This window comes from Acinetobacter sp. MYb10, assembly GCF_002980175.2.
In the GTDB taxonomy this organism is placed as follows: domain Bacteria; phylum Pseudomonadota; class Gammaproteobacteria; order Pseudomonadales; family Moraxellaceae; genus Acinetobacter; species Acinetobacter guillouiae.
In genome coordinates this window covers 4,235,004-4,261,266 of record NZ_CP058272.1, presented here as the reverse complement: position 1 = coordinate 4,261,266, position 26,263 = coordinate 4,235,004, and the positions used below count along the sequence as shown (strand labels likewise).

Below are 26,263 nucleotides of genomic sequence, written 5' to 3'. Positions count from 1 at the left end.
TTTTTACAATTGGATGATACAAAACCATATGCAGGACCAATGGAATACTGTGATACAGCAACAAAAATTTGTTGCTTCATATAGTGGCGGGAAAGATAGTAGCCTGGCTTTATATCACGCTTTGCAAAGTGGGCAAGCCGTAGCTCTCATTGTCATGTTAGAAGAACACGGACAAAGATCTCGTTCTCATGCCATGCCACTTGATATCATTGATGCCCAAGCCGAGCTGATTGGTTTACCTATACTTAAAGCATCAGCCACGTGGAATGACTATGAACATCAATTTGTAAATCTTCTCAATCAAGCCAAACAGTTGGGTGCAGAAGCACTTGTTACCGGTGATATTGATCTGATTGGACATGCGCAATGGAACCAATCTGTCTGTGAGCAAAGCCAATTACAGTTATGCATGCCATTATGGCAAAAACCACGGCTCGACATTGTAGGTGAATTTATTCAACTGGGTTTTGTCAGCATCATTGTGACGATTAATTTAAACCTCGGTATGCGGGTTGAAGATTTGGGTAGAGTTTTAACAGCTGATTTTGTGGATGAATTAATCGAACGTGGGATTGATCCATGTGGTGAAGCTGGTGAATTTCATACCACACTGATAGATGGTCCAATTTTTAAAAAGCCGCTTTTACTGAATAAAGGTGATATTCTCTATCATGAAAATTATGCCTTTTTAGCACTTGAACTTAAACACAACAGCATTTAAGGACAAACAATGACTGAACAAATACAACTTCCAAATCAGAAATTCCCAACGACTACGGGTGAAATCTACCTCACTGAGCTCTCTACAGATTGGTTAGTTTTATATTTTTATCCAAAAGATTCTACACCTGGCTGTACCACTCAAGCGGTTGGTTTCTCTTGTATAAAAGATCAATTTGATGCTTTAAATACCACCATCATTGGTGTATCTCGTGACTCTGTAAAAGCACATCAAAACTTTACGGAGAAGCAAGCATTGACCATTAATCTGATCAGTGACAAAGAAGAAGTATTATGTAAACACTTTGATGTGATTAAAGAAAAAAATATGTATGGTAAACAAGTGATGGGGATTGAGCGCTCAACATTTATTTATCATCAAGGCAAACTGGTTAAAGAGTATCGTAAAGTTAAAGCGGCTGGACATGCTGAACAAGTTTTAGAAGACTTAAAAGCACTACAAAAAGCTTAACTGCAAAAGTCCCTACTAGCTTTAAAGTTAACGTGACTTAAAACGTGTCAGGGACTTTAAATCTTCTTATTGAGAACATCCTCAAGCCCGATATAGATTGTTTCCTCTTTCCTCATAAAAAGATCATTACTCTGACTTAATCCAACAATGCCAATCAAAGCAGCAAAGAGATTGCAATTCCCCACATAACCAATCCAATAATAAAATCTAATATTTGCCATGCGCGTTGATTTTGAAAAACTGGGAGTAAAAAGCGTGCACCAAAACCTAAGCTAAAGAAGAATAACCACGATGCTGTTACTGCACCAATCGCAAAATAAAGTGCGGTAGTTTCAAACTTTGTCGATATAGAACCAATTAAAACCACTGTATCCAAATAAACATGTGGATTAAGCCAAGTTAAAGCTAAACAAATCAGAAGCATTTTCATCAGCTTGGATTCATTTTTTTCACTCGGTTTTAAACCTGTCGATGTTCTAAAAGCTTGTAGAAAATGTTGCGCCCCATAGACCAATAAAAACGTTGCTCCAAAATATTTTGCCCAATCGACAAACTCTGGATGCGTTTGAATGACTTTTGAAAATCCAAGTACACCTAATAAAATTAAAATCGAGTCAGATGCGGCACAGACCACGCAAACCCAAAATACATGTTGCTTCTTTAAACCTTGTTTGAGTACAAACGCATTTTGAGCGCCAATTGCAATAATCAGGCTAAACCCAACAGCCAACCCCTGCATATAACTTTGCAACATTTTAAAACTACACTTTTAAAGTTTTGAATGGACTGTGCTATTATCCAAACTTATCTCTTTAAATGAGTATTTATAAATAAATATCATCTTAGCTAAGTTTTTCTTAGTTAATCATGATGTGACATTTTTAAAATAACTCATATCTTTATATAAAAAACGCCCATTTTTTTAGAGGATCAGCATGTTACAAAGTAAGCATAGTGAAGCTTTTCTAGCGGTTGCCGAAACAGGTAGCTTTGAGCAAGCTGCTATTCGTTTAAATATCACAGCATCAGCTGTAACGCTACGTTTACAAACTTTGGAAAAACAACTAGGGCAAGTGCTGATCATTCGAGAAAGACCATGTAAAGTCACTCTAGCGGGTCAGGAAGTGTTACTTTTCCTGCAACATCATCGCTTGATGGAACAAAATTTAATTCAGAATCTTCAAGGGCAAAGCTCACAATCACAATTTTTTAAATTAAATATCGCGGCTAATGCCGATTCATTGGTGACGTGGCTATTACCCACAATTCAACACACCTTACTCACAGAAAAAATTGTTATAGACTTAAAAATTGATGATCAAACCCAAACCCATCACCTTCTTGAAGCGGGATTGGTCAATGCCTGTATCTCGACCGAATCGAAACCAATGAAAGGCTGTGAGGCGATTCATTTAGGTAAAATGACTTATAGGATGGTTGCTACACCGAATTTTATCCACACTTACTTTCAGCATGGCATTCAACGTGAAACGTTACGGCATATCCCTGCTGTTATTTTTAATGATAAAGACCATGTACATGCCGAAGTTTTACAACACGTTTTTGGCTTAATGCCAAACAGTTATCCATGCCACTTTATTCCTTCTGCAACATCTTTTGTGGATGCAATTTTGCTCGATTTAGGTTATGGCATGGTGCCTAAAATGCAAATTCAAAAAGAATTAGCAACAGGACAATTACTTGAAATCATGCCTAAAGCAAGAACTGATTTACATCTATATTGGCATCATTGGAAACAACAATCTAAACAACTGGAAAAACTCACATTGGATTTAATTAGTAATACTCAATCTATTTTGGATTAAGCTTTCTAGAAGCTACGACTCGACCCAAATTAAAGTATCTTATTTTAGGGTCTGTTGACATTTCATAAATGGCTTGCGTTGTAGGCTAAAATTGAGCAGGCAAGGCATGAAACAAAGAGAATAGCGAGACTATTTTCGAGTTTCATAACGTAGGCTGAGATAATTTTAGCCACAACCCTTCGGGACTAGCGTGTTTTTTGCCGCTACGTCGTTACGAACTACTCATTTAGAATGACTAAATTTCGTATTTCGCGCCTAGTATCGCCTAAAAAACACACGCAGTCGCAAACTTAGACGAATTGTCATCAGACCCTAATAATTTATAATGAAAAACTTTAGAAATAATCCACCAGCGATTTTCATTAAAAACCAATGTTAAAACATCATAAAAATACTTTGGTTCAATTACACATTCCAAGCTTACAACTGCGGTAGTTTCACTCAGTATTTGAATGGAACAAATTTTATCTTTTCTTACTTGCTTTAAAGATGAAGGAGAAATGCGCTTTTCAACAATAGCAAAATATTCAGACATCGTTAAAATAACCAGTGGCGATTCAACTGCAGAAACATAACATGCTTTAGCGTGAAAAATTTGCTGCAATTTAGCAATATCACAGTTGTATAAACCGTCAAAATACAATTGAATAAGTTGCTGTATATCCTCTAATGTTTTAGCCATAATATACTCTCCATTGTCTTTATGATTTTTGGCGTATATCTGTTACAGTTTGCCCTGCCACCCCCCAATTGTCGGTATGCACTTCATCAATCACTACAAATGTTTTTGCAGGATCCTTATTCAACACATTCACCAACAACTCAGTTGCACCTTGAATCAATTGCTTCTTTTGCGCTTGAGTCACCCCTTCATCTGTCACTTGAATTAGAATATATGGCATGGATGTTTCTCCTAAAGAAGACCTTCAGCTTTCATTGCTTTTTGTACAGATGGATGTTGTTGCATTTGCTCCATAAAAGCTTGTAAAGATTTCAAATGACTTAAGTCCAAATTGATAAATGTTGCCCAACGAGTCACAACAAATAAGTAAATCTCTGCAATGGTAAATCCTTGCCCCAACAGATTTTCTGAATCATGAATTTGCTCATCTACCCATGTGTATTGTTTTAATAATTTCTCTTTGAAAATATTTTTACTCGTATCATCAAACCCTTTTTGAAAAAATGGTGCATACGATTTATGTAATTCCGAACTAATGTAGTTCATCCACTCCAATACTTTATAGCGCTTTAAATCGCCAAATGTAGGTAATAAATCACTACGTTTAGCAGTCTCAGCCAAATACTGGCTAATGATCGCACCCTCACTCAAATGCAAGCCATCATCACTGATTAAAAATGGCACTTGACCTTTCGGGTTAATTTTCAAAAAATCCTGACCTTGTTCCGTTTGGTGATTTTTAAAAGAAACATTCACTAAATTAAAGTCTTGGTTAATTTCTTGTAATACGATATGAGGGGCAAGTGAACATGCACCCGCTGTGTAAAAAAGTTGCATCTGCTTATTCCTTAAGTTGCTTTAACTTCATGCTATTCTTAACATCATGAACAATAAATACTCACAATATCAATTCAGTTATTACATGGTGTATATAATGAACACAACATTCAAACGAACAATGTTGAGTAGTGTTGAAATATTTTGTCTCGTTGCAGAACAGCGAAGTTTTTCCAAGGCTGCCTATCAAGCTGGTTTAACACCCGCAGCGGTAAGTCGATCAATTGCTCGTTTAGAAGGTCGCTTAGGAATTCAACTGTTTAATCGAACAACACGCAATGTTCGTTTAACCCAAGCGGGTGAGGAATATTTCTTAGAATGTCAGCAGGCAATCAAACAAATTGCTGAGGTTGAATTAAGATTAAAAAATAAATCAGCTCAACCTTCTGGAACAATCCGGATGAGTTTACCAACACCTTTTGGTCACTTTAGAGTTCTACCTCTCTTACCTAAATTTCAGCAGCTTTACCCGGAAATTAACTTGGATATACAGCTCACCAATAAAAATGTAGATTTCATTACGGAAGGTTTTGATCTTGCAATTCGGGGGCGTAATGTGCCTGAATCCAATTTAATTGCTCGTTGTTTAGAAAAAGCCGACTTGCTGATTGTCGCCTCTCCTGAATACTTAAAGAAACATGGCACACCTACTGAGATTGCCGATTTACAGCATCATCAATGTATTCAATTTATCTTACCTAGCACAGGAAAAGAAGTGCCTTGGTCTATGCTCATTGAAAATGAAGTTGTAGAGATTCAAACTCAAGGACACTTGAATTGCAGTGAAGATATTTTAGCGACCATTACCTTAGCTCAACATGGTGGTGGCCTATTGCAAACCTGTCGTTTTATTATTGAAAATGATTTAAAACAAGGAAAGCTGGTCGAAGTCCTACAACAATATTCAGGTACTCAACGACAATTTTCCCTGCTTTATCCTAAAAATAAATATGAACAACGACACATCCGCTTATTCATTGATTTTTTAATTGAACATCTAAAATATTAGACTTAAAAAACAGGCTCGAAATAACGATGAGATTAAAAAAATAACGCACCCTGGTCTTTTCTATCTTTGATCTTTTCTAGGTCTGATATTTTCTATTGTGCTTTCCACTGCCCAGACACTTGGATATTCACTTTTTCTCCAACGCCACCCACAGCTTTTTTCATTCCGAAATCACTACGCTTTATGACTGTAGTAGAACTAAAATCCAGCAATTTTGAATTATTTACATTGGGTTTAATTGTCGCATTAAAAGTTACAGGCTTAGTGACATTACGCAAGGTTAAATTACCTGAAATTAGATATTTATTATTAGCAAGCGGTTTAAATGCCGTACTTTTAAAAGAAGCGGAAGGATATTTAGCAGCGTAAAATAAGTCTTCACCCATAATCATGTTTTTCAAGGAAGATTTATTAATGCTTAGGCTATTTACATCCATCACAAATTCAGTAGATGCCTTTTGCGGAGTGCTCGTATCAAAGTTAAGAGAAGATTGAACACGTTTAAACTGCCCTTTGACAATGTTCATACCCAATGAGTCGATATGAAATCCAACATCACTATTAGGGGTCAATGTCCAAGACGCTGCATAGCTTGAAATCGAAATAACGAAGCTACCCAATAAAGCCCCGTTTATAGCGACTGATTTAAACTGCATGCAATACTCCATTCATATTCTATATATTTCTATTCAGTGTATTGCAATGCACACAAAAAACATTAAAGATTTGATTTGTCTTGCGTTTGGTATTTGTACTTTAATTGTTGGTAAATTTCCGTTTTTTGAAATTTCTCTAAAAACTCAGCTGTGCCCAAAGGAAACTCGACCTGATAAATTTCACCACGATAATACGCTTCACGTAGCGGGGTCGCAGAGATAGAGCCGACTAAACTATCCAACTCAACCATTTGCCATTCTGGAAATAGTTTTAAGTAATAAGATGAATCATCTTTAAAGTGACCAATTAAGCCAATCTTATCGGTCTCTAGAACAGTAGCATTGACCAAGGACTTAACCAGTTCCACCCATTTAGTATCGTTATAAACATCAATAACATGTACAAATTTGATTCGTTTTTGATCCGCTTCAGAAAAATTAGACAAAACCATTTGTTCCCGTTCTGATGCCAGAAAAGGATTTTTAGTATTCCGTTCATTTTGCGCAGAACCCAAGGCCAAAATTACATATTGGCTTTGTTGTAATGCAATTTTAATGGTTTGCATATGCGCGAGATGAAAGGGCTGAAAACGTCCAATATAAACAAGATAATCAAATTTATAAGTCATAAAAGTAATTTTTTATGAACTCATCAGTTGCAACAGAATTTCAAATATGCGACATAATGAGGGCATAAAATCCAATTAAATTTTAAAGCAAGGATAGTACGATGACACTTAGTTGTATTCAACAGCCACATCAACATTTAAACGCAAATTTAGAGAATGGTGTACTGACTTTAGCAATTAATCGACCAGAAGCAAAAAATGCACTGTATGGTGAATTGTATCTATGGATTGCAAAAGCCTTAGATGAAGCTGATCAAGAGCGTGATGTTCGTGTGGTGATCTTACGTGGTGCAGATGCTGACTTTAGTGCGGGTAATGATATGAAAGACTTTATGGCTTTCATTCAACAACCACTTGAAGGTAAAGAAGGTGATGGCCCTCCATTTGTATTATTAAAATCTGCTGCACGTTTATCTAAACCATTGATCTGTGCAGTCCGTGGTGTAGCGATTGGGATCGGAGTAACAGTACTTTTACATGCTGACCTCGTTTATGCAGACAATACAGCCCTGTTCCAAATTCCATTTGTCAGCTTAGGACTTTCTCCAGAGGGTGCTTCAAGCAAACTGTTGATTCAACAAGCGGGATATCATAAAGCGGCTGAATTGCTGTTAACTGCGCAAAAATTTAACAGTGAAAAAGCACTCAATGCTGGCTTAATCAATAGTATTGAAGATGATGTATATGGTCACGCTTTACATCAAGCACAAACTCTTGCAGCACTTCCATTGGCTTCGATCAAGCAAACCAAAGCGTTAATGAAACATAATCTTGAAGAGATTATTCAATGCGTGGATGATGAAGCAGTGATCTTTATGCAACGCGTTAAATCACCTGAAATGGCTGAAGCCGTTGCTGCATTTATGCAAAAGCGTAAGCCAAATTTCTCTCAATTTAATTAATTGAGTGAATCTGATCAAAGCCACTGCATGAGTATTATTCAGTGGCTTTGGTCATTTTGAATCCAATAAAACAGTTCATTTAATTATGGGTAAAGATCATGTCACAAGATACAACGACCAAGAAGCGCTATTACGAACCCGCTCCACAAGATATCGATATTGAAAATTTCCGTAAAGTCATAGAAAGTCGTCGCTCAGTACGTAAATACACTGAAAAGCAAATTCCTGCCGATGTTTTAGATGCTTGTTTAGATTTGGCTTTATTGGCACCAAACTCATCAAATCTACAGCCTTGGACGTTCTATGTGGTTCAGTCTCAAGCGAAAAAGAATAAATTAGTCAAAGCTTGTTTAAGCCAATTATCAGCAAAAACAGCAGCAGAACTGATTGTATGTGTGGCACGTATTGACCGTATTGATGAAATGGCAAAAAACAATTTAACCCATTTCCCCATGCCTGAAGCGCCAAGAGCGGTAAAACAATATTATAAATTTATCGCATATAACTATAAAACAGGTTATCTGAATGCTTTAGGTAACTTTAAAAAAGTGGCTTTTAAAGTTGCACGCACGTTAGATAAACAACTCCCTGTGACTGCGTTTAACCCAGCTGATGCAAAGCTTTGGGCCAGTAAAACGACAGCCTTGGCTTGTGAAAACTTGGTATTGGCTTTACGTGCTTACGGTTTTGACAGTTGCATGATGGAAGGTTTTGATGAACCTTTGGTTCGCAAGATCCTCAATCTAGGAGATAAAGAATTTCCAGTCATGGTGATTAGTGCCGGTGAACGTGCTGAAGATGGCGTATTCTTCCCACAATACCGTTTTGATCGTGATTTGTTTATTCAAAAAGTTTAATTTTAGCTAATCAATACCCCCCCTCTCTATTCAGAAGAGGGTTGAGATTTTTAAACTATTATTCAATATCAATCATTTGAATAAACTCAAAAGCAGGTTCTTCATAGGGATGACTTGCTTTTAAAGCGATTGCCACTTGTTTTGCCTTATCTTCAGGAACGATGGTTTCCACTCGCCATTCAGGCAGTTGCTCCAAATGATCTAACTCGCCTATAAAAGGCTTTGCACCACTTAACGGTTTAAATTGTCCTGTTCCTAACACTTGCCAAGCACAATGTTCATAATCGCCAATACCACCCGCTCCTGCTTTAAAAATTGCAAGTTTGGTTGCTTCAAGGTGTGATTCTGGAACGTAGTAGATCAATTTAAGCATTTATTTTATGTTCAAAAACTCGATTATAGCTTTGTTCGCATTTACTTTTATTTATTTTTTATTTGGTTTTCGTTAGAAAAAAACTGTGTATAGTTAGCTCAATTCATAAGATTTAATCAGAACTGTAGATTTTATAAGCTTGATCAGAATACAAAAAGAAGAGCGCCTAAGCGCTCTTCTTATTTCCCTAAAAATTACTCGTCAGATTCAGTATTATCAGACTCAGTTTCACCTTCATCCATAACAGTTTCATCATCAACTAATTTTTCAGAATCAATTAAACTCTCTGACTCTAAAGCAGTCTCGCCTTCGATCGCATCTAACTGATCGATAATCTCATCATCAGCTTCGACAGCTTCAACTGCAACCACACCGACCAAGACTTCTTCATTACCTAGGCGGATCAAACGGACACCTTGGGCATTACGACCTGTTCTCGCTACTTCAGAAGCACGGGTACGAACCAGCGTTCCACCATCAGAAATCAACATCAATTCTTTAGATTCATCGATGGCAACAGCACCAACTAACTCACCATTACGTTCAGATGTTTTAATAGCAATAACACCTTTACCACCACGTTTTTTGGTTGGGAAGTCATCTACTGGCGTACGTTTACCATAACCATTTGCAGAAGCACATAATACTTCGCCAGTTTCTGGTACAACAACTAACGAAACGATTCGGCTAACCACATTGGTATTTGAATCTGCAGTATCTTCATCATCTGAATCTACATCAACTTCAACATCTTCTTCTGTTTGTGCCGCAGCCAATGCCACACGCATACCACGAACACCTTTCGCAGTACGACCCATCACACGAGCATCAGTTTCAGAGAAACGGATTGCTTTACCTTCATTTGAGAACAACATGATTTGCTGTTCACCATCAGTAATTGCAACACCAATTAAAGTATCTTCTTCTTTCAACTCAATCGCACGTAAACCATTTGAACGAACATTACCAAACTGCTCTAATTCAACACGTTTTACTGTACCTGATGCTGTTGCCATAAATACATAGAAGTTTTTACGCACACTTTCTACACGTTCAGCAAATTCAGCAATTAATTCATCATCAAGATCAGAAGCAGAAAGCTCAATACCAATTTCTTTGAGTTGCTTACGTAAAGCATCTGATAAGTCATCTGGATTTTCACCAAGCTCTGCAAACGCAGCTTTTAGTGCTTCATAATGTGAGTCGATAATTGTGTTTTCACGCAGTTGAGCAACGTTGGCACGGACAAAAGTTCTAAACTCAGTTAAACGCTCGGTAAATTTCTTCGGAGCATCAATTACAGGAAGAATCGCTGTAATGGTCTCTTCTGCATCCAGTGGTAATAAGTTCACCATTGGGCGGCCTTTTGCACCACGTGACGCTTGAGGTACTTCAAATACTCTTAAGCGATAAACTTTACCTACATTGGTAAAGCACAATACAGTTGCATGGTTCGATGTCACGATTAAATGTTGAATATAATCATCTTCTTTCATCGAAGTTGCAGATTTACCACGTCCACCACGGCGCTGTGCAGCATAATCAGACAATGGTTGAGTTTTTGCATAACCTGTTTTTGAAACAGTTAAAACAACTTGCTCTTCTGGGATTAAATCTTCACGAGAAAAATCAATACGTGATTCAACAATATCCGTTTTACGTGCATCGCCATACTGTTGAAGAACCAATGCAAGTTCTTCACGAATCACATTCATCAAAAGATTGAAGTCATTTAAAATTGCTGTAAGTTCAGCAATTTGAGCTAAAATTTCAGAATATTCAGCTTGTAACTTATCTTGTTCAAGACCGGTTAAACGATGTAAACGTAATTCTAAAATTGCACCAACCTGAGCTGGAGATAAACGATAAAGCTGACCATCCAAACCAAATGGACGACTTGGATCTTCACCTTCGATCTCATCCGGACGAACTGAAATCGCGCCTGCTTTTTCTAGCAATGCAACAACATTTCCACCCGCCCATTCGCCAGCAAGTAAACGCTCGCGTGCTTCAGCTGGATTCGCAGAAGTCTTAATGGTTTCGATGATTTCATCAATATTGGCTAAAGCAACAGTCAAACCTTCTAAGATATGACCACGCTCACGCGCTTTACGTAATTCAAACATGGTACGGCGTGTCACCACTTCTTGACGGTGACGAATAAATGCCGCAATGATGTCTTTTAAATTCATCAGTTTAGGTTGGCCATTGTCTAGGCAAACCATGTTGATACTGAATGAATTTTCAAGTTGAGTATTTAAAAATAAGTTATTGACAATAACTTCAGCGTTTTCGCCACGCTTTAAGTCAATTGCAATACGCATCCCGTCTTTATCAGATTCGTCTCGAAGTTCTGAAATACCTTCAAGTTTTTTCTCTTTTACCAATTCAGCAATACGTTCAATGGTTCTTGCTTTATTGACCTGATAAGGAATTTCAGTGAAAACAATCGTCGTACGACCAGTTTTTTGGTCTTCTTCAAAATGGTATTTACCACGAATATGTAAACGACCTTTACCTGTACGGTAAGCATCTACAATTCCTGATTTACCATAGATAATGCCGCCTGTAGGGAAATCTGGACCAGAAATATATTCCATCAATCCTTCAATTGAGATGTTCGGATTATTTGCATAAGCCAAACATGCATTAACTACTTCTGTCATGTTGTGTGGCGCCATGTTGGTCGCCATACCGACAGCAATACCTGTCACACCATTGATCAATAAGTTAGGAATACGTGTTGGCATAACCTGAGGAATACGCTCAGAGCCATCGTAGTTATCTTCCCACTCGACTGTATCTTTTTCTAAGTCAGCCAACATTTCATGGGTGAGCTTACGCATACGGACTTCGGTATAACGCATTGCTGCTGCGCTGTCACCATCGACAGAACCAAAGTTACCCTGACCATCAACCAATTGATAACGTAGGCTAAAATCTTGAGCCATACGAACAATTGTTTCATAAACAGCTGAATCACCATGTGGGTGATATTTACCGATTACGTCACCAACAACACGCGCAGATTTTTTATAGGCTTTGTTATAGTCGTTGCCTAACTCGTGCATAGCGAACAGCACACGACGATGAACAGGTTTTAAACCATCTCTCACGTCTGGTAATGCACGAGATACAATAACACTCATGGCATAATCGAGATATGAGCTTTTTAGTTCATCCTCAATGGCAATCGGTCTAATTTCCGATACGCTCATGCATACTCCTTATTACAAACAGTGCAAGCAGCAACTGCTCATTTATATAATCTAGCTAGTCAAAATTTAGCTCAAAAAGCGTTGAGCCAAAATCTAAAATTCAGTCGCACAGTATAGCATAAAACCAAGCGATTTTGTGCCTATCCGACCACACTATAATCATGATTTTTTGTAGTATTTTTAAACAATTTTAACGATTTATTGACAATAAAAAACCACCTGATTAGGCGGTCAATCAAGCATCGCTAAATTTATAAATGAATGGGTATTTTTATCTCAAAACCTGACCTGTTTTTATCTATGCAATCATACTCAATGGCGTGCTTCATTCACTTTTTTTGCGATGTTTATCAATAAAAAATAAATCACATCAAACAGTTTTATTTCGGATCGATTAAAACAACTCAAACTTGAAAATTGCCATATAAAATCCGATATGGCAAAAAATATGAGCAAAGCAATACGGAGTCCAACCCCACTGATCAGAAAAATCTAAACACATCCAAATATAGAGTGTTGTAAATTTCTATAATTTATATGGATCTGCCTGAAGCAATTCACAGTGTTGCAGCAAATCATCACTGATTGCTACGCGATAACACTGCCAATCACGAATGTGATTATTTTCAAGCTGTGGAACCATATATATTCGGCTTGCAGGCGCATCAGTGAATTTACCCACTAAAATCCCTTGCTGTGTGATTTCAATTTGATCAAAAATAAAATCACTAAACTGGGTCTGTTCAAACTTTTCAATATCTTTTAGGCTCGTCGCAAAACGATGCTTGGCGTCATAATACTGTACTAAACGCGCTTGATAAGCTTGCATATCAAAATAACGTGCTTGGTATTCGTTAGACACCACCTCTTCACTTGCAGGTAGTGCTTCATCTGTTGTCGCAGCGTCATCTTGATTGGATGACCCAATTACAGACATCACAATAGGGATAACCACACTTGAAATAACCCCAAGCACTGCGGGACCAAACATAAATACGGCTAAAAGTATCCAGACAATTTTAAAATTTTTCTTTTTAGGCTGATTTTGAGACTCTCTTTGTGTATTTACGACTTTCTGCTGCCATGATTCAAGTAACGCACTCGCCTTATCACCTACAGATGTATGCTGATTGCTTTCTGTTTCATTGTTCGGCGGAGTCTGACGAGGTTTTATATTATGCGTGGGATTTGACTGTCCTTGCTTATTTTCACGGCGTACAGAAAATTCAACATTGCTATTGCCTGTCAAATCATTGGTCTGTTTAACATGTTTTAAACGAGTACCACAAACACCACATTTCATGGCTTCATTGATATTCTCAGCGTAACATTTGGGACACTTCATATTTATAGCTATTCTAGGTGAGATGATATGGAATTGAGCAGTAATGGAAAAGCGCAGCGTCTAAAACGACAGAATCAGCCAGTCTAACGCGCCAATAAGTATAGAATTAAAAAAATGGTCAAAAGCCACTACAGGATTAAATGCGATGTTGTATCTGTAACAGCTGATTTACACTGGAATTTTCTGTATGTCGCCAGTATACGATTGAAAATTTAATTGTGTTTATGCTTTGATCTTATCGGGTTTAAAATTGGACTTCAAGGTATTTATCCACTGATTCTCTCTTGTTTTTTTAGCCAAAGCATTGATCTCTCTACATCAATTACTTATTGATAAAATAATCACTCAAGATACAGCATCTTAAACATAAAAATTAAGATCAGAAAAAATGAAAATAGCATTTTTGATCACTGTTTTTATTTTATGACAGCTTATGTTTAAAACCACTTTTATAAATCAAGAAAAGATCATATAGCGTGAATCATATTAGTTTTGCAAGGTTCCTTATCCCTATGGGAGAAAATGACGATAAAGGAGCTTTTAAATTGATTTACACTATAAAAAGGGCTGATGAGAGAAGCTACTCAGAGTTTCTTTATTAGAATAGAGAATACCCCACCATCACGACTTTATTTATCCGTGCACACCATCCATCTACGTATTCAATAAATTTCTAAAATAAAAAAACGCACTTAGGAAATCCTAAGCGCGTTTTTTGAAACTTAATTCGAGAATTAAAGTTTAGAAACTAATTCAGGAACAACAGTATTCAAATCACCAACTAACCAGTAGTCAGCTACAGCATTGATTGGTGCTTCTTCATCTTTGTTGATTGCAACAATCACTTTAGAATCTTTCATACCTGCCAAATGCTGGATCGCACCAGAAATACCTACAGCGATGTAGAGATCAGGCGCAACGATTTTACCAGTTTGACCAACTTGCATATCGTTAGGAACGAAGCCAGCATCAACCGCAGCACGTGAAGCACCTTGAGCAGCACTAAGCTTGTCAGCAAGTGGATCAAGTACTTTATGATAGTTCTCACCAGAACCAACACCACGACCACCCGATACAACGATACGCGCAGCAGTTAATTCAGGACGTTCTGATTTCACAATTTCTTCAGAAATGAACTTAGAAATACCTGCATCACCTGTAGAAGCTGCAGATTCAACTGCAGCAGAACCGCCTTCAGCAGCAACAGGATCAAAAGCTGTACCACGTACAGTTGCAAGAACAATTGCTTCGTCAGATTGAACTGTAGCAATTGCATTACCTGCATAAATTGGACGTTTGAAAGTTTTAGGACCTTCAACAGCAATGATGTCAGTAATCATGCTTGAGTCTAAAAGTGCAGCAGCGCGTGGCAAGATATTCTTACCTGTAGTTGTTGAAGCAGCAAGGATATGTGAATAACCTTTACCTAATTCAGCAACAAGTTTCGCTACGTTTTCAGCCAATTGGTTTGCATAAGCTGCATCATCAGCAAGCAAAACTTTGCTTACACCAGCAACTTTCGCAGCAGCATCTGCAACTGCTTGAGCACCAGAACCTGCAACCAATACAGTGATATCACCACCGATTTTTTGAGCCGCAGCAACAACGTTTAAAGTTGCACCGTTAAGTGTCTTATTGTCGTGCTCAGCGATAACTAAAATACTCATGATTTTATCCTTCTGTATTAGATCACTTTCGCTTCATTTTTAAGTTTTTCAACAAGCTCGTCTACAGACTTCACTTGTACACCAGCTTTACGCTCTGCAGGTGGTTCAACTTTAACTGTTTTAAGTTTAGAAGTTGCTGTAACACCGAAATCTGCAGGAGTTTTCGTATCAAGTGGCTTTTTACGTGCTTTCATAATGTTTGGAAGCGCAGCATAACGTGGCTCATTCAAACGTAAGTCAGTGGTGATGATCGCTGGAGTATTTAACTCAACAGTTTGTAAACCACCATCAACTTCACGAGTTACTTGAACTTTATCGCCATTTACAGTTACTACAGAAGCAAATGTACCTTGACCAGCGCCAAGTAAAGCACCCAACATTTGACCAACTTGGTTAGAGTCATCATCAATTGCTTGCTTACCTAAAAGCACAAGTTGTGGTTGTTCTTGTTCAACAACAGCTTTTAGGATTTTAGCAACTTCTAAAGCGCCAAGTTGACTGTCATCAGCCTCAACTAAAATACCGCGGTCTGCACCAAGCGCCATAGCAGAACGAATTTGTTCTTGCGCTTCTTTTGGTCCAATAGAAACAACAACGATTTCTGAAACTGTTCCTTTTTCTTTTAAGCGAACCGCTTCTTCAACTGCGATTTCATCGAATGGGTTAATTGACATTTTAACGTTAGTAAGGTCTACCCCACTATTGTCCGGTTTAACGCGAACTTTAACGTTGGCATCAACCACACGTTTTACAGCAACAAGAGCCTTCATGTAATCCTCGGCTGTTTTAGCAAAAGTAAATGTTAAGAAGAGTTATAATAACGCTTCATTTAAAATTATTTAGGTGTCCTATCTTGCAATGTGATTGGCATTTCGGTCAAGTCACAATTCGCAAAACTACTGTAAAAAGTCATAAAAAAGCTTGAACGTACAGTTCACATTTTTTCTAAATAATTTAACTTAGACACGTAAGGCTACTATTTCGACAATATTTATATATTGATAAATAACATTATTTGTATAGATTCTGTATAAATAATCAAAAGAATTAAGATAAATTATCAATCAATCAAAGGGATGACACCACCCGTTCATCGATACTGCTACACTCTGTCATTTTAGACAGATTCAGCAATTTTTCTAAGTATGTTTATTGATTAAATTTGTGAACTTTTTGGCATTAAACTTGTAACAAAATACTAAATATACAAAAACGGGCTTCTTTTCAGAATCACCCGTTTGTTTCTGCTTGGATTAATTTGCCAATAACCATGCGGCTGCAATGGTCAACAAAGTCCCTGAACCACCATCAATCCATTTTTGCTTACGTTCATTGATGTGCTGCTCTTTGGTCAATTGAGCAATCAAAAGGCTCAAACCACAATACACCAAGAATATCAAAGCAATAAAAATTGCTGACAAGGCTAAGCCTTGAAACACAGTGTTGCCTGATTTATCGATAAATTGTGGCAAAATCGCAAAATAGATCAACATGCCTTTTGGATTCAACAATGCCGTAACAAAGCCTTTGCGAATAGGATTTGAAACTGCTTTCTGCTCAATACGTAATGTCTTTTGGCTAAATACTGATTTAATCAAATGAAATGCCAAATACAATAAATAGGCGATCCCCAAATATCGAATCGTCTCAAACAATACTGGGAATGAAACAATAATTGCAGCAATTCCAAGCGCAACCAGAATCGAATGAACCAGATAGCCAGAACAAATACCGATTGTCGCCATCATGCCTGCTTTCGCATCTTTACCTATCACTTGTGACAGGATAAATAACATATCTGGTCCTGGTGTGAAAATTAACGGAAGTACCGTTAAGGCAAAAAGTACAAATACAGACATCTCTTTTCCCTTTCTGAAGTTTGACTGCGAGAAGAAAACAGTATCTTTTAAAATGCTTAAAATAGGATTTCAAATATTCTATAATGATGATTATTTTTCAAATTAAATTCTAATTTATGAAAATTTCATCTAAGACTATTCTAATTAAGCTAGACCGTATTGATAAAAATATCATTCGTGCTTTACAAGCCAATGGTCGAATCCAAAATAATGATCTTGCTCGTGAGATTGGGCTCTCGCCCTCATCATGTCTAAGACGAGTTCGACTCTTAGAAGAAGCCAAAGTTATCCAAAACTATACAACAGTGGTGGATCCACAAAAAATTGGCTTTCAATTGATGTTATTCTCAAGAATCTGGTTGTTAGGCCAAGATGCTGAAACCATTGATACCTTTATTGAAGCAATGAAAGAACTGCCTCAGGTCATGGAGTGTTATATTATTCTGGGTGAATGTGATGCGATGTTAAAAGTGGTAGTACCTGATTTAGAAAGCTATCGTAAATTTCAGTCGACACATTTGACCAAAAAGAATGGTATTACCAGTGTAAAAACGGATGTCCCAAGTCAAATTATTAAACAAAGCTTTCAGCTACCTCTTGAAGATCTGTAATTCAAAAATACGTATTAGGTGAATATGAAAACATTTAATCGCCCTGTTCGATTAGAAACACCCAGACTTATCCTTAGACAATGGCAAACTCGTGATTTTGAAGCTTTTGCAGATTTAAATGCTGATCCAGAGGTTATGCGGTATTTTCCAGCGACCTTGTCAAAAAATGAAAGTGACCTTTTAGCACATCGATTTCAAGACTCAATTACCGAATGTGGTTGGGGATTTTGGGCGGTTGAGTTAAAAGAAAATCAGCAATTTATCGGTTTTGTGGGTCTAGCCAATCAAGCGGAAAAATTTACTTTCTCTCCTTGTGTTGAAATTGGTTGGCGATTTGCACAACAATATTGGCATCAGGGCTATGCGACGGAAGCCGCTCAGCAATGTTTGGCATTTGCATTTGAAAAATTAGCTTTAGAACAGGTTGTTTCTTTCACATCTGTACTGAATCAAGCTTCGGAAAAAGTAATGCAACGACTTGGTATGGATTATGTCGAGAACTTTATGCATCCCGCTTTAGACAAAAACCATGCTTTGGCTGAACATGTACTTTACTGTATACAAAATCCAAAGCTGTAACGCTGGTCAATATGCGGGTTATCTTGGGCGATGCAAAATTTTATATCGTAAAACAAAGATCTGCATATCGAGCTAAATAAGACTGAGGAAATACGTTAAAAATTATCGCCCTTTTCTATCTAAGCAGTACTTTGATCAGGATGTTCAATAAAAATGATTTATGAATTATGTACAGATCGTCTTTTACTTCGACAATGGCAAGCTTCTGATTACGATGCTTTTGCAAAAATCACAGCAAACCCTGAAGTAATGCAATTTTTCCCCAAAATTTTAAATCGTGAACAAAGTGACGAACTGGCAAATCAGATTAAATATTTAATCGAAATCAAAGGCTGGGGACTTTGGGCAGTTGAATTGATTGAAACCCAAGAGTTTATTGGGTGTGTTGGACTACATCAACAACCCTCAAAATTTGAATTTTCTCCATGTATAGAAATTGGCTGGCGGCTTGATCCAAAATTTTGGAATAAAGGATATGCAACTGAGGCAGCTCAAGCTTGTTTAAGATTTGCATTTGAAGAACTGAATTTTCAAGAGATTGTTGCATTTACATCTAAACATAATCTTGCTTCGCAAAATGTCATGAAAAAAATTGGAATGAGCTTTTCTCATGACTTTCTACATCCTGATTTTGATGAGTACCATCCACTACATGAAGAGAAGCTCTATCGAATTCAAAAACAAGATTTTCAATTTGAGTATTGAACTATTTAGCCATGCTTGCTAAAAAATCACGATGAATATGGCTTAAATCAATCAAATCTTGATTTTTGAGCTCCAGCACTTGCCAAATCTCAATAAAGTCTTCTTTTAAATCAATATGATTAGACACTGTTTGTGCCGCTTGCCATTGTTGGTCTGATATCCATAAATAGGTCTGATTGGTTGCGGTATTTACAGCTTGAACTTTACCCTCAGCATTGATACCCAATACTTTTCCTTCTTGCGGTAAGGTTGCCTCAATTTTGGGGAGGCTGAATTCTACAAAATGTTTAATTTGACGTAAGCCATAGCCCTTAAAAATTTCTTTTTGAGCGTCAGTCAGTTGCTTATATTTTTGTTCAAGTTCAGGGATCATTGAAAGACCTAATTTTTCTGCAAAATTGAATCAATAGAAATGTATTGAATAAATACCAAACCTAGATATACATGAGAGCATTTTTAAAAACAATTATCTATTCGACTTTTTTCTGTGCTAAATGTGTTTAAGCACTGTGCATTTTATTAAAAAACCAACAGTGATTCTCACCAGGTCTATTCGCTACAAAATAGAAAGATCAACGCTTAATAAAGCCTTATATTCAAGGTCAATTTTTTATTTTCGATGCAGCAGCTCTTGGATGCGCTTGATCATAGACTTGTGCCAGATGATCAAAATCGACGTGGGTATAAATCTGTGTTGTGGTTAAATTGCTATGTCCTAGCATTTCTTGCACTGCACGCAGATCTCCACTATTGGATAACATATGACTGGCAAAACAGTGACGCAATAAATGTGGGTGTAAATCAACATTTACCCCTGCACGTAGTGCTTGGTATTTGACTCGATTTTCAATCTGACGTGGGGTAATACTTGTGCCACGTTGAGTAATAAATACCAAAGATTCAGGGCTAAACTCCCCCTGCCAGATTCGATAGATTTTTAACCATTCAATCAGACTCTCTCTCGCTTTAGAGCCGAAAGGTACAATTCGAGTTTTATTTCCCTTACCCGTGATACGCAATAAATGACGGGTAAAATCAATATCTCGTATGGTTAAACTTTGCACTTCTGCCAAGCGCAAGCCACTCGAATAGAGCAATTCCAGAATAGCCTTATCTCGTAACCACAACTGCTTTTCTATTGGCTTTTCAGGTTCGGGCTGATCCATAATTTGATTGACCGTTTCAATATCAATCATCCCTGGTAATGGTCGAGCTTGCCGCTTTATCTGAAAATCATCTGCTGCATTGATTTCTAAATAACCACCTTGTTTGGCCCACTTCATAAACTGACGAATTGAAGTCAAATGCCGTTGTAAACTACTGGTCGAAAGCTGGTCTTTTTCGACACGATAAGCTACATACTCTCTTAAATCAGCAGCTTCGACTTGTTTTAACTCAATCTGCTTGTCATAACAAAAATCAATAAAGTTGGATACATCTCGGAAATAAGCATCTAAGGTATGTACCGATTGATTCTGTATTTTCCGATCTTTAATCCACATCGAGAGCAATTGCATTGCACCGTATTGCATAAGCTCTCCTTTGATCAAAATAGCAAATGATATAACCTGATTGAAAAATATCAGTCTTGTAAAACTGTATACACCACACCATTGATGACTTCTGCCATCTTATTTAAATTGAGTTTTTCAACAGTATCCTCTTGGGTATGATAATGCTTATTTCTAAAAAAAGCCGTATCTGTGATCATAATAGCAGGGATATCCAAGCGCCAATAATTCAAATGATCTGAGAAATCCACACCTTGTACAAATGACGGCGCTATCAATCTTTGACAATCAAGGCGTTTTAACGCTTTCATGGCATCACAATATTTTTCGCCCAAACCACGTGAAGTGAAATTACTCACTGCGCCAATAAAATTTCCATGTTTGGGATAAAACAAAGCTAATCCCGATGGATAATCCTGAACATTTTTATGGTCAAAATATCCAATCATTTCCAAAATATACACCGCTTGAATTTGATCTTTTTGTTTTAAAATGGATTTTGCATGAATATAACTCCCCATATGTTCAGTACGGAAATACGGAGGTTCTTCCAAAGTATAAAAGACAAAATCAACATTCTGTTTAAGACTGGCTTTATTGGCTGCCAAAATTCGTGCAATCTCTATTAGCCCCACCACACCAGAAGCATTATCATCAGCACCTTTGAAACTCCCATAAACATCATAATGTGCACCAACAATCACTTTTTTGGCATGACCCATTTGTAAGTGACATATTACATTTCGATAGGTTTTGCCTTTGACTTGATAAGGCTGGTATTCACAAGGAATCGCAAACTGTTCAAGTTGTTGTTTAATGAATGCCGCAACTCGATCGAGCTCTTGAATATTTTGATAATTTCGAAACGCTTGTGGGTGAATCACTTGTTGTAAATAACTGTTTAAACGATCAGGTTCAGCTTGCTGATCATAGCGTTGTTCTGCAGCGACACTCCATGTTGAAAGCCCACAGCTGAGCAATATAATAAAAAGATAGTTTAAATTTAAAAAATTTGGATAAGCTATTTGCATGTATAAATCCAATTTAAAAGTGTGTTGGTATAGCTATAATTTAAAAAAACAGCAATTAGACATTCAGTTCTTGTTGTACGCCTGAGAATAACCAATATCACGCTATAATGATGCAATTACCACGTTAGAAATTGTTAATATGAAAATCCGTATTCTGACCATTGGTCAAAAAATGCCTGCTTGGGTATTAACTGGTTTTGAAGATTACTTCAAAAGAATCCAACCTTTTGTACAGACGCAAATTATTGAACTCCCGATGGCAAAGCGTGGCAAAAATGATTCAGAAGCAGATATTTTAAAATATCGCCAAATTGAGGGTGATAGTATTCTCAGCCAACTGAAACACAATGAAGTATTGATTGCACTTGAAGTAGGTGGACGTGAATTTAGTACTGAAAAGCTGGCTGAAACCATGAAAGGTTGGATGCTTGAAGGTTATGATGTTGCACTGGCCATTGGCGGACCAGATGGACATTCTGAAGCCGTGCGAAAAGCTGCTGCTTGGCACTGGTCACTGTCAAAACTAACTCTGCCCCATCCATTGGTTCGGGTTATGCTGATTGAACAACTTTATCGTGCGATGAGTATTAACCATAATCATCCGTATCATCGTGCAGGCTAGTCATGTAATTGGGCAAAAGTTGCATTGATGAAACAGTCTGTTGAAATAAAAGGCTTATTGAGAGCATGCATTTTAGCTAGAATGGGCAATTCACGCTGTATTTAATGATCATTTAGGCACAAAGATATGAACTTACAAACACTCCCAGGTTTATTCATTTCACATGGCTCTCCCATGCTTGCGCTAGATCCTGAACAAGTCGGTCCTGCTCTACATCGTCTTGGTCTAAATTTACCAAAACCACAAGCCATCGTGGTGATGTCTGCCCATTGGGAAAGTGAGGCTTTAGAAGTCAATACAGGTGTACGCCCTGAAACATGGCATGACTTTCGTGGTTTTCCTCAAGCGCTGTATGAGATTCGCTATCCCGCACCAGGAAATCCTGAATTAGCGGAAGAAATTTTGCATCTCTTGGCCGAAGCACATCTTCCTGCACATGCAAATAGTACTCGACCACGTGATCATGGCGTATGGATGCCTTTATTACATATGTACCCTGAGGCAGATATTCCAGTCATTGAAATTTCTTTACCGATGAATATGCATGCTGATCAAATCTACCAAATTGGTCAAGCACTTGCCCCACTCCGTGAAAAACAAATTTTATTGATTGGTTCAGGTAGCATCACTCACAATTTAAGAGAATTGTCATGGAACGGCAAAGATGAGAATGTGCCTGAATGGGCATCTACATTTAGAAATTATGTGGTGAGCAAACTCAACCATAGTAATTATGATGCTGTATTGGAATGGGATAGCATTCCTTATCTACAGAAAAACCACCCAACACTTGAACACTTTGCGCCTCTTTTCTTTGCAATGGGTACAGGCCATCGCTTTAGTATTGTGCACAGTAGTTTTTCAATGGGCGCGCTAGGTATGGATATTTATCGTTTTGACTAAATGATTTAATTGATCATCATTCAGCACAAATGATAACAATTTGTTAATTATTGTTTAACTTTTAGTTATATGGATACATATTGAAACCGAATTAATAAATTGTATCCATATCTTTTAGTGTTTCATGGTTTATCCTATGCATAGTTTTTTAAAACGTGAATAGAATATGAAATTCAAATATTTAGCATTAGCTGTACTTCCTTTAGCCCTAGCGGCTTGCCAATCTGGCGATATTCAAAAATTGGGTGATACCGCTGTGAAAGTATTACAACAACAAGGTAATGCAGAGCAAACATTAAATGCTTATCAATGGTCTTATCAACCAGCAGATACCAAACAACCCATCGTACTCAATTTTGCAGACCAACGTTTAAGTGTTGCGACTGGCTGTAACCGACTAATGACCAGTGCAAAAGTTGAAAACGGTTTATTGGTTACTGGCAATATCGCATCAACCAATATGATGTGTTCTCCTGAATTAATGAAACAAGAAAGTTTTGCTGCTGCATTGTTCCAATCAAATAAAACAGCATTTGTACTCGATACAGCAAACACTGAAAGCCCAACGCTTACTTTGGTAAACGCGACAGGTGGTAAAGTTGTATTTACAGGTAAAATGACACCTGAAACTAAATACCAAAGCCAAGGTGAAACAATTTTCTTAGAAATCAGCCCAGAAACTAAAGAATGTTCTGCTGGTGTAAGAAAAATGCAGTGCTTACAAGTACGCGAAATCAAATATGCTGACAATGGTGTAAAAACCCAAGTAGATAAAGATTGGACATATTTCTATGACCAAATCGAAGGCTTTACTCATAGCCCTGCTGAGCGCCAAGTGGTTCGTGTAAAACGTTATGAGATTAAAAACCCTGCTGCTGATCAGTCTAAATACGCTTATGTACAAGACATGATTATCGAACGTGAAACTGTAAAATAATTGTATAGAAAAGCTGAAGTTGAACTTCAGCTTTTCTTTGTTTAACTATTTATAAACACCTAGATTTAAATCAGTTTTATGCTTTTCCAGCCAAATAATCAAAATATTTCTATTTTAAGGTTTGCGCCTCAATTTTAATCGATGCAGAACATTCAACACTGCATAATAATTAAAAAAAAAACAGTGAATATAAACATTCAATAATACAAACTTAAGCAATCCATAGTGATTGCAGCAAAGCTCATTTTTAATACAGCAAGATCGATAAAGGTAAAATCATGAATCACAAATTAAGCGTTGCATTAATCTTACCGTTGCTCGTCATGGCATGTAGCCAAGAATCTACAACTCAAAAAGTTCCTACAACACCAACGCCTATAGAAACCCAAGTTTCAAATACAGCAGCTCAACCACAAATTATTTTTTTAGAGGTCAGTCCTGAAACTCGACCTTGTACTGGTGTCGCACCACAAACTTGTCTTTTAGTCCGTGAATTAACCTTGAGCGAAACTGGTCAAAAAAATTATAGCGAGAAAGAAGCGAGTTATTTTTATGACTCTATTGATGGCTTTACCCATAATTCAAAGTCTACTCAAATTATTAAGGTCAAACGCACAGAAATTGCTAATCCTGCAGCTGATCAGTCTCAATACCAATATGAACTCGACTCAATTGTTGAAACCATTCCGAGCAAATAAGCTTGTTGCTGTTTTTCAAATTACTCAAATAAAAAACCGATGCAAAAGCATCGGTTTTAAGTTCAAAATCAAACTGAGATTAGAACACGCCTTGCGCTAACATTGCATCGGCAACTTTAACAAAACCAGCAATATTTGCACCATTTACATAGTTCACTGTGCCATCAGCTTGAGTACCGTATTTCACACAGTTACGATGAATTTCTTTCATAATTGCATGTAGGCGCTCATCCACTTCTTCAAATGTCCAACCCAAACGAATCGAATTTTGTGACATTTCAAGACCAGAAGTGGCAACACCACCTGCATTTGACGCTTTACCTGGTGCATAAAGGATTTTTGCTTCTACAAATTTTTCTACAGCTTCTAATGTTGAAGGCATATTGGCACCTTCAGCAACACAGATTACACCATTGGCAAGCAGCACATCTGCATCTTCTTCATTTAATTCATTTTGAGTTGCGCATGGCAATGCAATATCACACTGAATTGACCAAGGGCGTTGACCTTCTAAATATTCAAAACCGTGTTTTGAAGCAAATTCAGAAATACGTCCACGTTTTACGTTTTTAAGTTCCATTACTTCAGCAAGAAGCTCATTGGTAAAGCCATTTTTTACATGTACCGTACCATTTGAGTCTGACAATGAAACCACTTTCGCACCTAAGTACATGGCTTTTTCTGCAGCAAACTGCGCTACATTGCCCGAACCTGAAATCACCACAATTTTATCTTTAAAGCTTTCACCACGAGTTTTTAGCATTTCTTCAGCAAAATAAACTGTACCAAAACCTGTTGCTTCTGGGCGAGCCAAAGAACCACCGAATGATGACCCTTTACCCGTAAATACACATGAAGTGTCATTACTGAGCTTTTTCATCATACCCGCCATGTAACCGACTTCACGACCACCCACACCAATATCCCCTGCTGGAATATCAGTATTAGAACCAAGGTGACGGTAAAGTTCGATGATTAATGCTTGGCAAAAACGCATGATCTCGCCGTCTGATTTGCCTTTCGGATCGAAATCAGAACCACCTTTACCACCGCCCATAGGCAGTGTGGTCAAGGCATTTTTAAACGTCTGCTCAAAACCTAAAAATTTTAAAATAGAGAGATTTACAGATGGGTGAAACCGCATGCCGCCTTTAAATGGACCAATAGCAGAATTATATTGAACACGAAAAGCACGGTTAACTTGAGTTTGACCCTTGTCATCTACCCATGAAACACGGAATTGAATCGCTCGTTCTGGCTCAACAAGACGTTCAAGCAAACCGTGCTCAGCATACTCTGGGTTTTTCTCAATAAATGGCCACAAACTGGTCATAACTTCTTCCACAGCTTGTAAAAACTCTGGTTGATTTGGATCACGTGCTTTAACGTAATTTAAAAAGTCATTCAGGCTATTATATTTCAACGCTCATTCCTCAGCAGAAAATGATACAAAAAAGGTCAACCCTTTTAATAAAATGATAAATTTTGGCGCAAAGTATTTAATCCCTTTTGTATATAATCCACAACCTTTTTTCAAATGTTTTTTCAAATAACATTTAAATTCAATATGATAATTTCTAATCAACCCCAAATAAAATGTCAATTTGTTGGCGT

29 protein-coding genes are annotated in these 26,263 nt (G+C 37.4%); 13 read left to right on the top strand and 16 right to left on the bottom strand.

Annotation, left to right across the window (positions count from 1 at the left end; translation table 11 throughout):
* Positions 1 to 28: 28 nt before the first annotated feature.
* Positions 29 to 721: a diphthine--ammonia ligase gene (locus tag CQZ96_RS19845; protein WP_004717197.1), complete on the top strand. Its 693-nt coding sequence runs from the start codon at positions 29 to 31 to the stop codon at positions 719 to 721.
* 9 nt (positions 722 to 730) lie between these two features.
* Complete coding sequence (locus CQZ96_RS19840; RefSeq protein ID WP_105713608.1) at positions 731 to 1,192, top strand: peroxiredoxin; 462 nt, start codon at positions 731 to 733, stop codon at positions 1,190 to 1,192.
* Positions 1,193 to 1,346: 154 nt separating this feature from the next.
* On the opposite strand, the gene CQZ96_RS19835 is transcribed toward CQZ96_RS19840, so the two are convergent.
* Positions 1,347 to 1,946 (bottom strand): LysE/ArgO family amino acid transporter, encoded by a 600-nt coding sequence (locus CQZ96_RS19835; protein ID WP_105713607.1) that lies wholly within the window; start codon positions 1,944 to 1,946, stop codon positions 1,347 to 1,349.
* A gap of 181 nt (positions 1,947 to 2,127) precedes the next feature.
* Between CQZ96_RS19835 and CQZ96_RS19830 the strand changes: the two genes are divergently transcribed.
* Positions 2,128 to 3,018, top strand: coding sequence for a LysR family transcriptional regulator ArgP (locus CQZ96_RS19830; protein WP_105713606.1), 891 nt, complete (start codon positions 2,128 to 2,130; stop codon positions 3,016 to 3,018).
* A gap of 265 nt (positions 3,019 to 3,283) precedes the next feature.
* On the opposite strand, the gene CQZ96_RS19825 is transcribed toward CQZ96_RS19830, so the two are convergent.
* Genes CQZ96_RS19825 through gstA form a run of 3 tightly spaced genes read right to left on the bottom strand, consistent with a single transcriptional unit; the run spans position 3,284 to position 4,537 of the window.
* A complete protein-coding gene (locus CQZ96_RS19825; RefSeq protein ID WP_105713605.1) occupies positions 3,284 to 3,700 on the bottom strand; it encodes a nuclear transport factor 2 family protein in 417 nt (138 codons plus the stop codon).
* A gap of 19 nt (positions 3,701 to 3,719) precedes the next feature.
* Complete coding sequence (locus CQZ96_RS19820) at positions 3,720 to 3,920, bottom strand: 2-hydroxymuconate tautomerase family protein (RefSeq protein ID WP_004717208.1); 201 nt, start codon at positions 3,918 to 3,920, stop codon at positions 3,720 to 3,722.
* A gap of 11 nt (positions 3,921 to 3,931) precedes the next feature.
* On the bottom strand, positions 3,932 to 4,537 hold the full coding sequence (gstA, locus tag CQZ96_RS19815) for a glutathione transferase GstA (protein ID WP_105713604.1): 606 nt from the start codon (positions 4,535 to 4,537) through the stop codon (positions 3,932 to 3,934).
* Between the two features lie 97 nt (positions 4,538 to 4,634).
* On the opposite strand from gstA, the gene CQZ96_RS19810 reads away from it, so the two are divergent.
* On the top strand, positions 4,635 to 5,546 hold the full coding sequence (locus CQZ96_RS19810; RefSeq protein ID WP_105713603.1) for a LysR family transcriptional regulator: 912 nt from the start codon (positions 4,635 to 4,637) through the stop codon (positions 5,544 to 5,546).
* A gap of 92 nt (positions 5,547 to 5,638) precedes the next feature.
* On the opposite strand, the gene CQZ96_RS19805 is transcribed toward CQZ96_RS19810, so the two are convergent.
* The gene (locus CQZ96_RS19805) at positions 5,639 to 6,202 is read right to left on the bottom strand and encodes a YceI family protein (protein ID WP_004717213.1); all 564 of its coding nucleotides are present in this window, start codon (positions 6,200 to 6,202) and stop codon (positions 5,639 to 5,641) included.
* Positions 6,203 to 6,264: 62 nt separating this feature from the next.
* Positions 6,265 to 6,831: a nicotinate-nicotinamide nucleotide adenylyltransferase gene (locus CQZ96_RS19800; RefSeq protein WP_004717215.1), complete on the bottom strand. Its 567-nt coding sequence runs from the start codon at positions 6,829 to 6,831 to the stop codon at positions 6,265 to 6,267.
* A 101-nt stretch (positions 6,832 to 6,932) separates the two neighbouring features.
* Here CQZ96_RS19800 and CQZ96_RS19795 point away from each other — a divergent pair, with 101 nt between their 5' ends.
* Together CQZ96_RS19795 and CQZ96_RS19790 are read left to right on the top strand one after the other, a co-directional pair.
* Positions 6,933 to 7,733: an enoyl-CoA hydratase-related protein gene (locus CQZ96_RS19795; protein ID WP_105713602.1), complete on the top strand. Its 801-nt coding sequence runs from the start codon at positions 6,933 to 6,935 to the stop codon at positions 7,731 to 7,733.
* A 98-nt stretch (positions 7,734 to 7,831) separates the two neighbouring features.
* A complete protein-coding gene (locus CQZ96_RS19790) occupies positions 7,832 to 8,590 on the top strand; it encodes a nitroreductase family protein (protein WP_105713601.1) in 759 nt (252 codons plus the stop codon).
* 58 nt (positions 8,591 to 8,648) lie between these two features.
* On the opposite strand, the gene CQZ96_RS19785 is transcribed toward CQZ96_RS19790, so the two are convergent.
* The 6 genes from CQZ96_RS19785 to CQZ96_RS19760 all read right to left on the bottom strand — a co-directional run bounded on the left by CQZ96_RS19785 (position 8,649) and on the right by CQZ96_RS19760 (position 17,052).
* Positions 8,649 to 8,963, bottom strand: a complete 315-nt coding sequence (locus CQZ96_RS19785) for an NGG1p interacting factor NIF3 (RefSeq protein ID WP_105713600.1) — start codon at positions 8,961 to 8,963, stop codon at positions 8,649 to 8,651.
* A gap of 194 nt (positions 8,964 to 9,157) precedes the next feature.
* The gene (gyrA, locus tag CQZ96_RS19780; RefSeq protein ID WP_004717223.1) at positions 9,158 to 12,181 is read right to left on the bottom strand and encodes a DNA gyrase subunit A; all 3,024 of its coding nucleotides are present in this window, start codon (positions 12,179 to 12,181) and stop codon (positions 9,158 to 9,160) included.
* A 526-nt stretch (positions 12,182 to 12,707) separates the two neighbouring features.
* Positions 12,708 to 13,526 (bottom strand): zinc ribbon domain-containing protein, encoded by an 819-nt coding sequence (locus tag CQZ96_RS19775; protein WP_228722742.1) that lies wholly within the window; start codon positions 13,524 to 13,526, stop codon positions 12,708 to 12,710.
* Between the two features lie 734 nt (positions 13,527 to 14,260).
* Positions 14,261 to 15,193, bottom strand: coding sequence for an FAD-binding protein (locus tag CQZ96_RS19770; RefSeq protein WP_004717227.1), 933 nt, complete (start codon positions 15,191 to 15,193; stop codon positions 14,261 to 14,263).
* Positions 15,194 to 15,210: 17 nt separating this feature from the next.
* A complete protein-coding gene (locus CQZ96_RS19765; protein ID WP_004823176.1) occupies positions 15,211 to 15,963 on the bottom strand; it encodes an electron transfer flavoprotein subunit beta/FixA family protein in 753 nt (250 codons plus the stop codon).
* 483 nt (positions 15,964 to 16,446) lie between these two features.
* A complete protein-coding gene (locus tag CQZ96_RS19760; protein ID WP_056518144.1) occupies positions 16,447 to 17,052 on the bottom strand; it encodes a LysE family translocator in 606 nt (201 codons plus the stop codon).
* Positions 17,053 to 17,168: 116 nt separating this feature from the next.
* Between CQZ96_RS19760 and CQZ96_RS19755 the strand changes: the two genes are divergently transcribed.
* From CQZ96_RS19755 to CQZ96_RS19745, 3 genes are all read left to right on the top strand, one after another.
* Entirely contained in the window at positions 17,169 to 17,663 is a 495-nt protein-coding gene (locus CQZ96_RS19755; RefSeq protein WP_004717233.1) for an Lrp/AsnC family transcriptional regulator, read from the top strand.
* A gap of 24 nt (positions 17,664 to 17,687) precedes the next feature.
* The gene (locus CQZ96_RS19750; RefSeq protein WP_004717234.1) at positions 17,688 to 18,242 is read left to right on the top strand and encodes a GNAT family N-acetyltransferase; all 555 of its coding nucleotides are present in this window, start codon (positions 17,688 to 17,690) and stop codon (positions 18,240 to 18,242) included.
* A gap of 153 nt (positions 18,243 to 18,395) precedes the next feature.
* The gene (locus CQZ96_RS19745) at positions 18,396 to 18,947 is read left to right on the top strand and encodes a GNAT family N-acetyltransferase (protein WP_105713599.1); all 552 of its coding nucleotides are present in this window, start codon (positions 18,396 to 18,398) and stop codon (positions 18,945 to 18,947) included.
* A gap of 1 nt (position 18,948) precedes the next feature.
* Here the strand turns inward: CQZ96_RS19745 and CQZ96_RS19740 are convergent, their stop codons facing one another.
* The 3 genes from CQZ96_RS19740 to CQZ96_RS19730 all read right to left on the bottom strand — a co-directional run bounded on the left by CQZ96_RS19740 (position 18,949) and on the right by CQZ96_RS19730 (position 21,489).
* A complete protein-coding gene (locus CQZ96_RS19740; RefSeq protein WP_004717237.1) occupies positions 18,949 to 19,320 on the bottom strand; it encodes a hypothetical protein in 372 nt (123 codons plus the stop codon).
* A 229-nt stretch (positions 19,321 to 19,549) separates the two neighbouring features.
* On the bottom strand, positions 19,550 to 20,449 hold the full coding sequence (locus tag CQZ96_RS19735; RefSeq protein ID WP_171287918.1) for a tyrosine recombinase XerC: 900 nt from the start codon (positions 20,447 to 20,449) through the stop codon (positions 19,550 to 19,552).
* Positions 20,450 to 20,529: 80 nt separating this feature from the next.
* A complete protein-coding gene (locus tag CQZ96_RS19730) occupies positions 20,530 to 21,489 on the bottom strand; it encodes a M28 family peptidase (RefSeq protein ID WP_105713597.1) in 960 nt (319 codons plus the stop codon).
* A gap of 139 nt (positions 21,490 to 21,628) precedes the next feature.
* On the opposite strand from CQZ96_RS19730, the gene rlmH reads away from it, so the two are divergent.
* The 4 genes from rlmH to CQZ96_RS19710 all read left to right on the top strand — a co-directional run bounded on the left by rlmH (position 21,629) and on the right by CQZ96_RS19710 (position 24,649).
* Positions 21,629 to 22,111, top strand: coding sequence for a 23S rRNA (pseudouridine(1915)-N(3))-methyltransferase RlmH (rlmH, locus tag CQZ96_RS19725; RefSeq protein ID WP_004717243.1), 483 nt, complete (start codon positions 21,629 to 21,631; stop codon positions 22,109 to 22,111).
* Positions 22,112 to 22,237: 126 nt separating this feature from the next.
* Positions 22,238 to 23,014 (top strand): dioxygenase, encoded by a 777-nt coding sequence (locus CQZ96_RS19720; protein WP_004717246.1) that lies wholly within the window; start codon positions 22,238 to 22,240, stop codon positions 23,012 to 23,014.
* A 166-nt stretch (positions 23,015 to 23,180) separates the two neighbouring features.
* A complete protein-coding gene (locus CQZ96_RS19715) occupies positions 23,181 to 23,951 on the top strand; it encodes an META and DUF4377 domain-containing protein (protein ID WP_004717248.1) in 771 nt (256 codons plus the stop codon).
* A gap of 278 nt (positions 23,952 to 24,229) precedes the next feature.
* Positions 24,230 to 24,649, top strand: a complete 420-nt coding sequence (locus CQZ96_RS19710; RefSeq protein ID WP_105713596.1) for a DUF4377 domain-containing protein — start codon at positions 24,230 to 24,232, stop codon at positions 24,647 to 24,649.
* A 79-nt stretch (positions 24,650 to 24,728) separates the two neighbouring features.
* Here CQZ96_RS19710 and gdhA read toward each other — a convergent pair whose 3' ends face one another.
* Positions 24,729 to 26,072 carry an NADP-specific glutamate dehydrogenase gene (gene gdhA / locus CQZ96_RS19705; protein ID WP_004823182.1) on the bottom strand — a complete coding sequence of 448 codons (1,344 nt, stop codon included), beginning with the start codon at positions 26,070 to 26,072 and terminating at the stop codon, positions 24,729 to 24,731.
* Between the last annotated feature and the right edge of the window lie 191 nt (positions 26,073 to 26,263).

Coding starts and splice junctions, on each gene's coding strand:
- CQZ96_RS19835 (WP_105713607.1), bottom strand. CDS start 1,946: ATGTTGCAAAGTTATATGCAGGGGTTGGCTGTTGGGTTTAGCCTGATT.
- CQZ96_RS19745 (WP_105713599.1), top strand. CDS start 18,396: ATGATTTATGAATTATGTACAGATCGTCTTTTACTTCGACAATGGCAA.
- CQZ96_RS19800 (WP_004717215.1), bottom strand. CDS start 6,831: ATGACTTATAAATTTGATTATCTTGTTTATATTGGACGTTTTCAGCCC.
- CQZ96_RS19775 (WP_228722742.1), bottom strand. CDS start 13,526: ATGAAGTGTCCCAAATGTTACGCTGAGAATATCAATGAAGCCATGAAA.
- CQZ96_RS19730 (WP_105713597.1), bottom strand. CDS start 21,489: ATGCAAATAGCTTATCCAAATTTTTTAAATTTAAACTATCTTTTTATT.
- CQZ96_RS19805 (WP_004717213.1), bottom strand. CDS start 6,202: ATGCAGTTTAAATCAGTCGCTATAAACGGGGCTTTATTGGGTAGCTTC.
- CQZ96_RS19715 (WP_004717248.1), top strand. CDS start 23,181: ATGAAATTCAAATATTTAGCATTAGCTGTACTTCCTTTAGCCCTAGCG.
- CQZ96_RS19740 (WP_004717237.1), bottom strand. CDS start 19,320: ATGATCCCTGAACTTGAACAAAAATATAAGCAACTGACTGACGCTCAA.
- gyrA (WP_004717223.1), bottom strand. CDS start 12,181: ATGAGCGTATCGGAAATTAGACCGATTGCCATTGAGGATGAACTAAAA.
- CQZ96_RS19790 (WP_105713601.1), top strand. CDS start 7,832: ATGTCACAAGATACAACGACCAAGAAGCGCTATTACGAACCCGCTCCA.
- CQZ96_RS19795 (WP_105713602.1), top strand. CDS start 6,933: ATGACACTTAGTTGTATTCAACAGCCACATCAACATTTAAACGCAAAT.
- CQZ96_RS19765 (WP_004823176.1), bottom strand. CDS start 15,963: ATGAAGGCTCTTGTTGCTGTAAAACGTGTGGTTGATGCCAACGTTAAA.
- gstA (WP_105713604.1), bottom strand. CDS start 4,537: ATGCAACTTTTTTACACAGCGGGTGCATGTTCACTTGCCCCTCATATC.
- CQZ96_RS19755 (WP_004717233.1), top strand. CDS start 17,169: ATGAAAATTTCATCTAAGACTATTCTAATTAAGCTAGACCGTATTGAT.
- CQZ96_RS19810 (WP_105713603.1), top strand. CDS start 4,635: ATGAACACAACATTCAAACGAACAATGTTGAGTAGTGTTGAAATATTT.
- rlmH (WP_004717243.1), top strand. CDS start 21,629: ATGAAAATCCGTATTCTGACCATTGGTCAAAAAATGCCTGCTTGGGTA.
- CQZ96_RS19735 (WP_171287918.1), bottom strand. CDS start 20,449: ATGTGGATTAAAGATCGGAAAATACAGAATCAATCGGTACATACCTTA.
- CQZ96_RS19720 (WP_004717246.1), top strand. CDS start 22,238: ATGAACTTACAAACACTCCCAGGTTTATTCATTTCACATGGCTCTCCC.
- CQZ96_RS19845 (WP_004717197.1), top strand. CDS start 29: ATGCAGGACCAATGGAATACTGTGATACAGCAACAAAAATTTGTTGCT.
- CQZ96_RS19760 (WP_056518144.1), bottom strand. CDS start 17,052: ATGTCTGTATTTGTACTTTTTGCCTTAACGGTACTTCCGTTAATTTTC.
- CQZ96_RS19820 (WP_004717208.1), bottom strand. CDS start 3,920: ATGCCATATATTCTAATTCAAGTGACAGATGAAGGGGTGACTCAAGCG.
- CQZ96_RS19750 (WP_004717234.1), top strand. CDS start 17,688: ATGAAAACATTTAATCGCCCTGTTCGATTAGAAACACCCAGACTTATC.
- CQZ96_RS19830 (WP_105713606.1), top strand. CDS start 2,128: ATGTTACAAAGTAAGCATAGTGAAGCTTTTCTAGCGGTTGCCGAAACA.
- CQZ96_RS19785 (WP_105713600.1), bottom strand. CDS start 8,963: ATGCTTAAATTGATCTACTACGTTCCAGAATCACACCTTGAAGCAACC.
- CQZ96_RS19840 (WP_105713608.1), top strand. CDS start 731: ATGACTGAACAAATACAACTTCCAAATCAGAAATTCCCAACGACTACG.
- CQZ96_RS19770 (WP_004717227.1), bottom strand. CDS start 15,193: ATGAGTATTTTAGTTATCGCTGAGCACGACAATAAGACACTTAACGGT.
- CQZ96_RS19825 (WP_105713605.1), bottom strand. CDS start 3,700: ATGGCTAAAACATTAGAGGATATACAGCAACTTATTCAATTGTATTTT.
- CQZ96_RS19710 (WP_105713596.1), top strand. CDS start 24,230: ATGAATCACAAATTAAGCGTTGCATTAATCTTACCGTTGCTCGTCATG.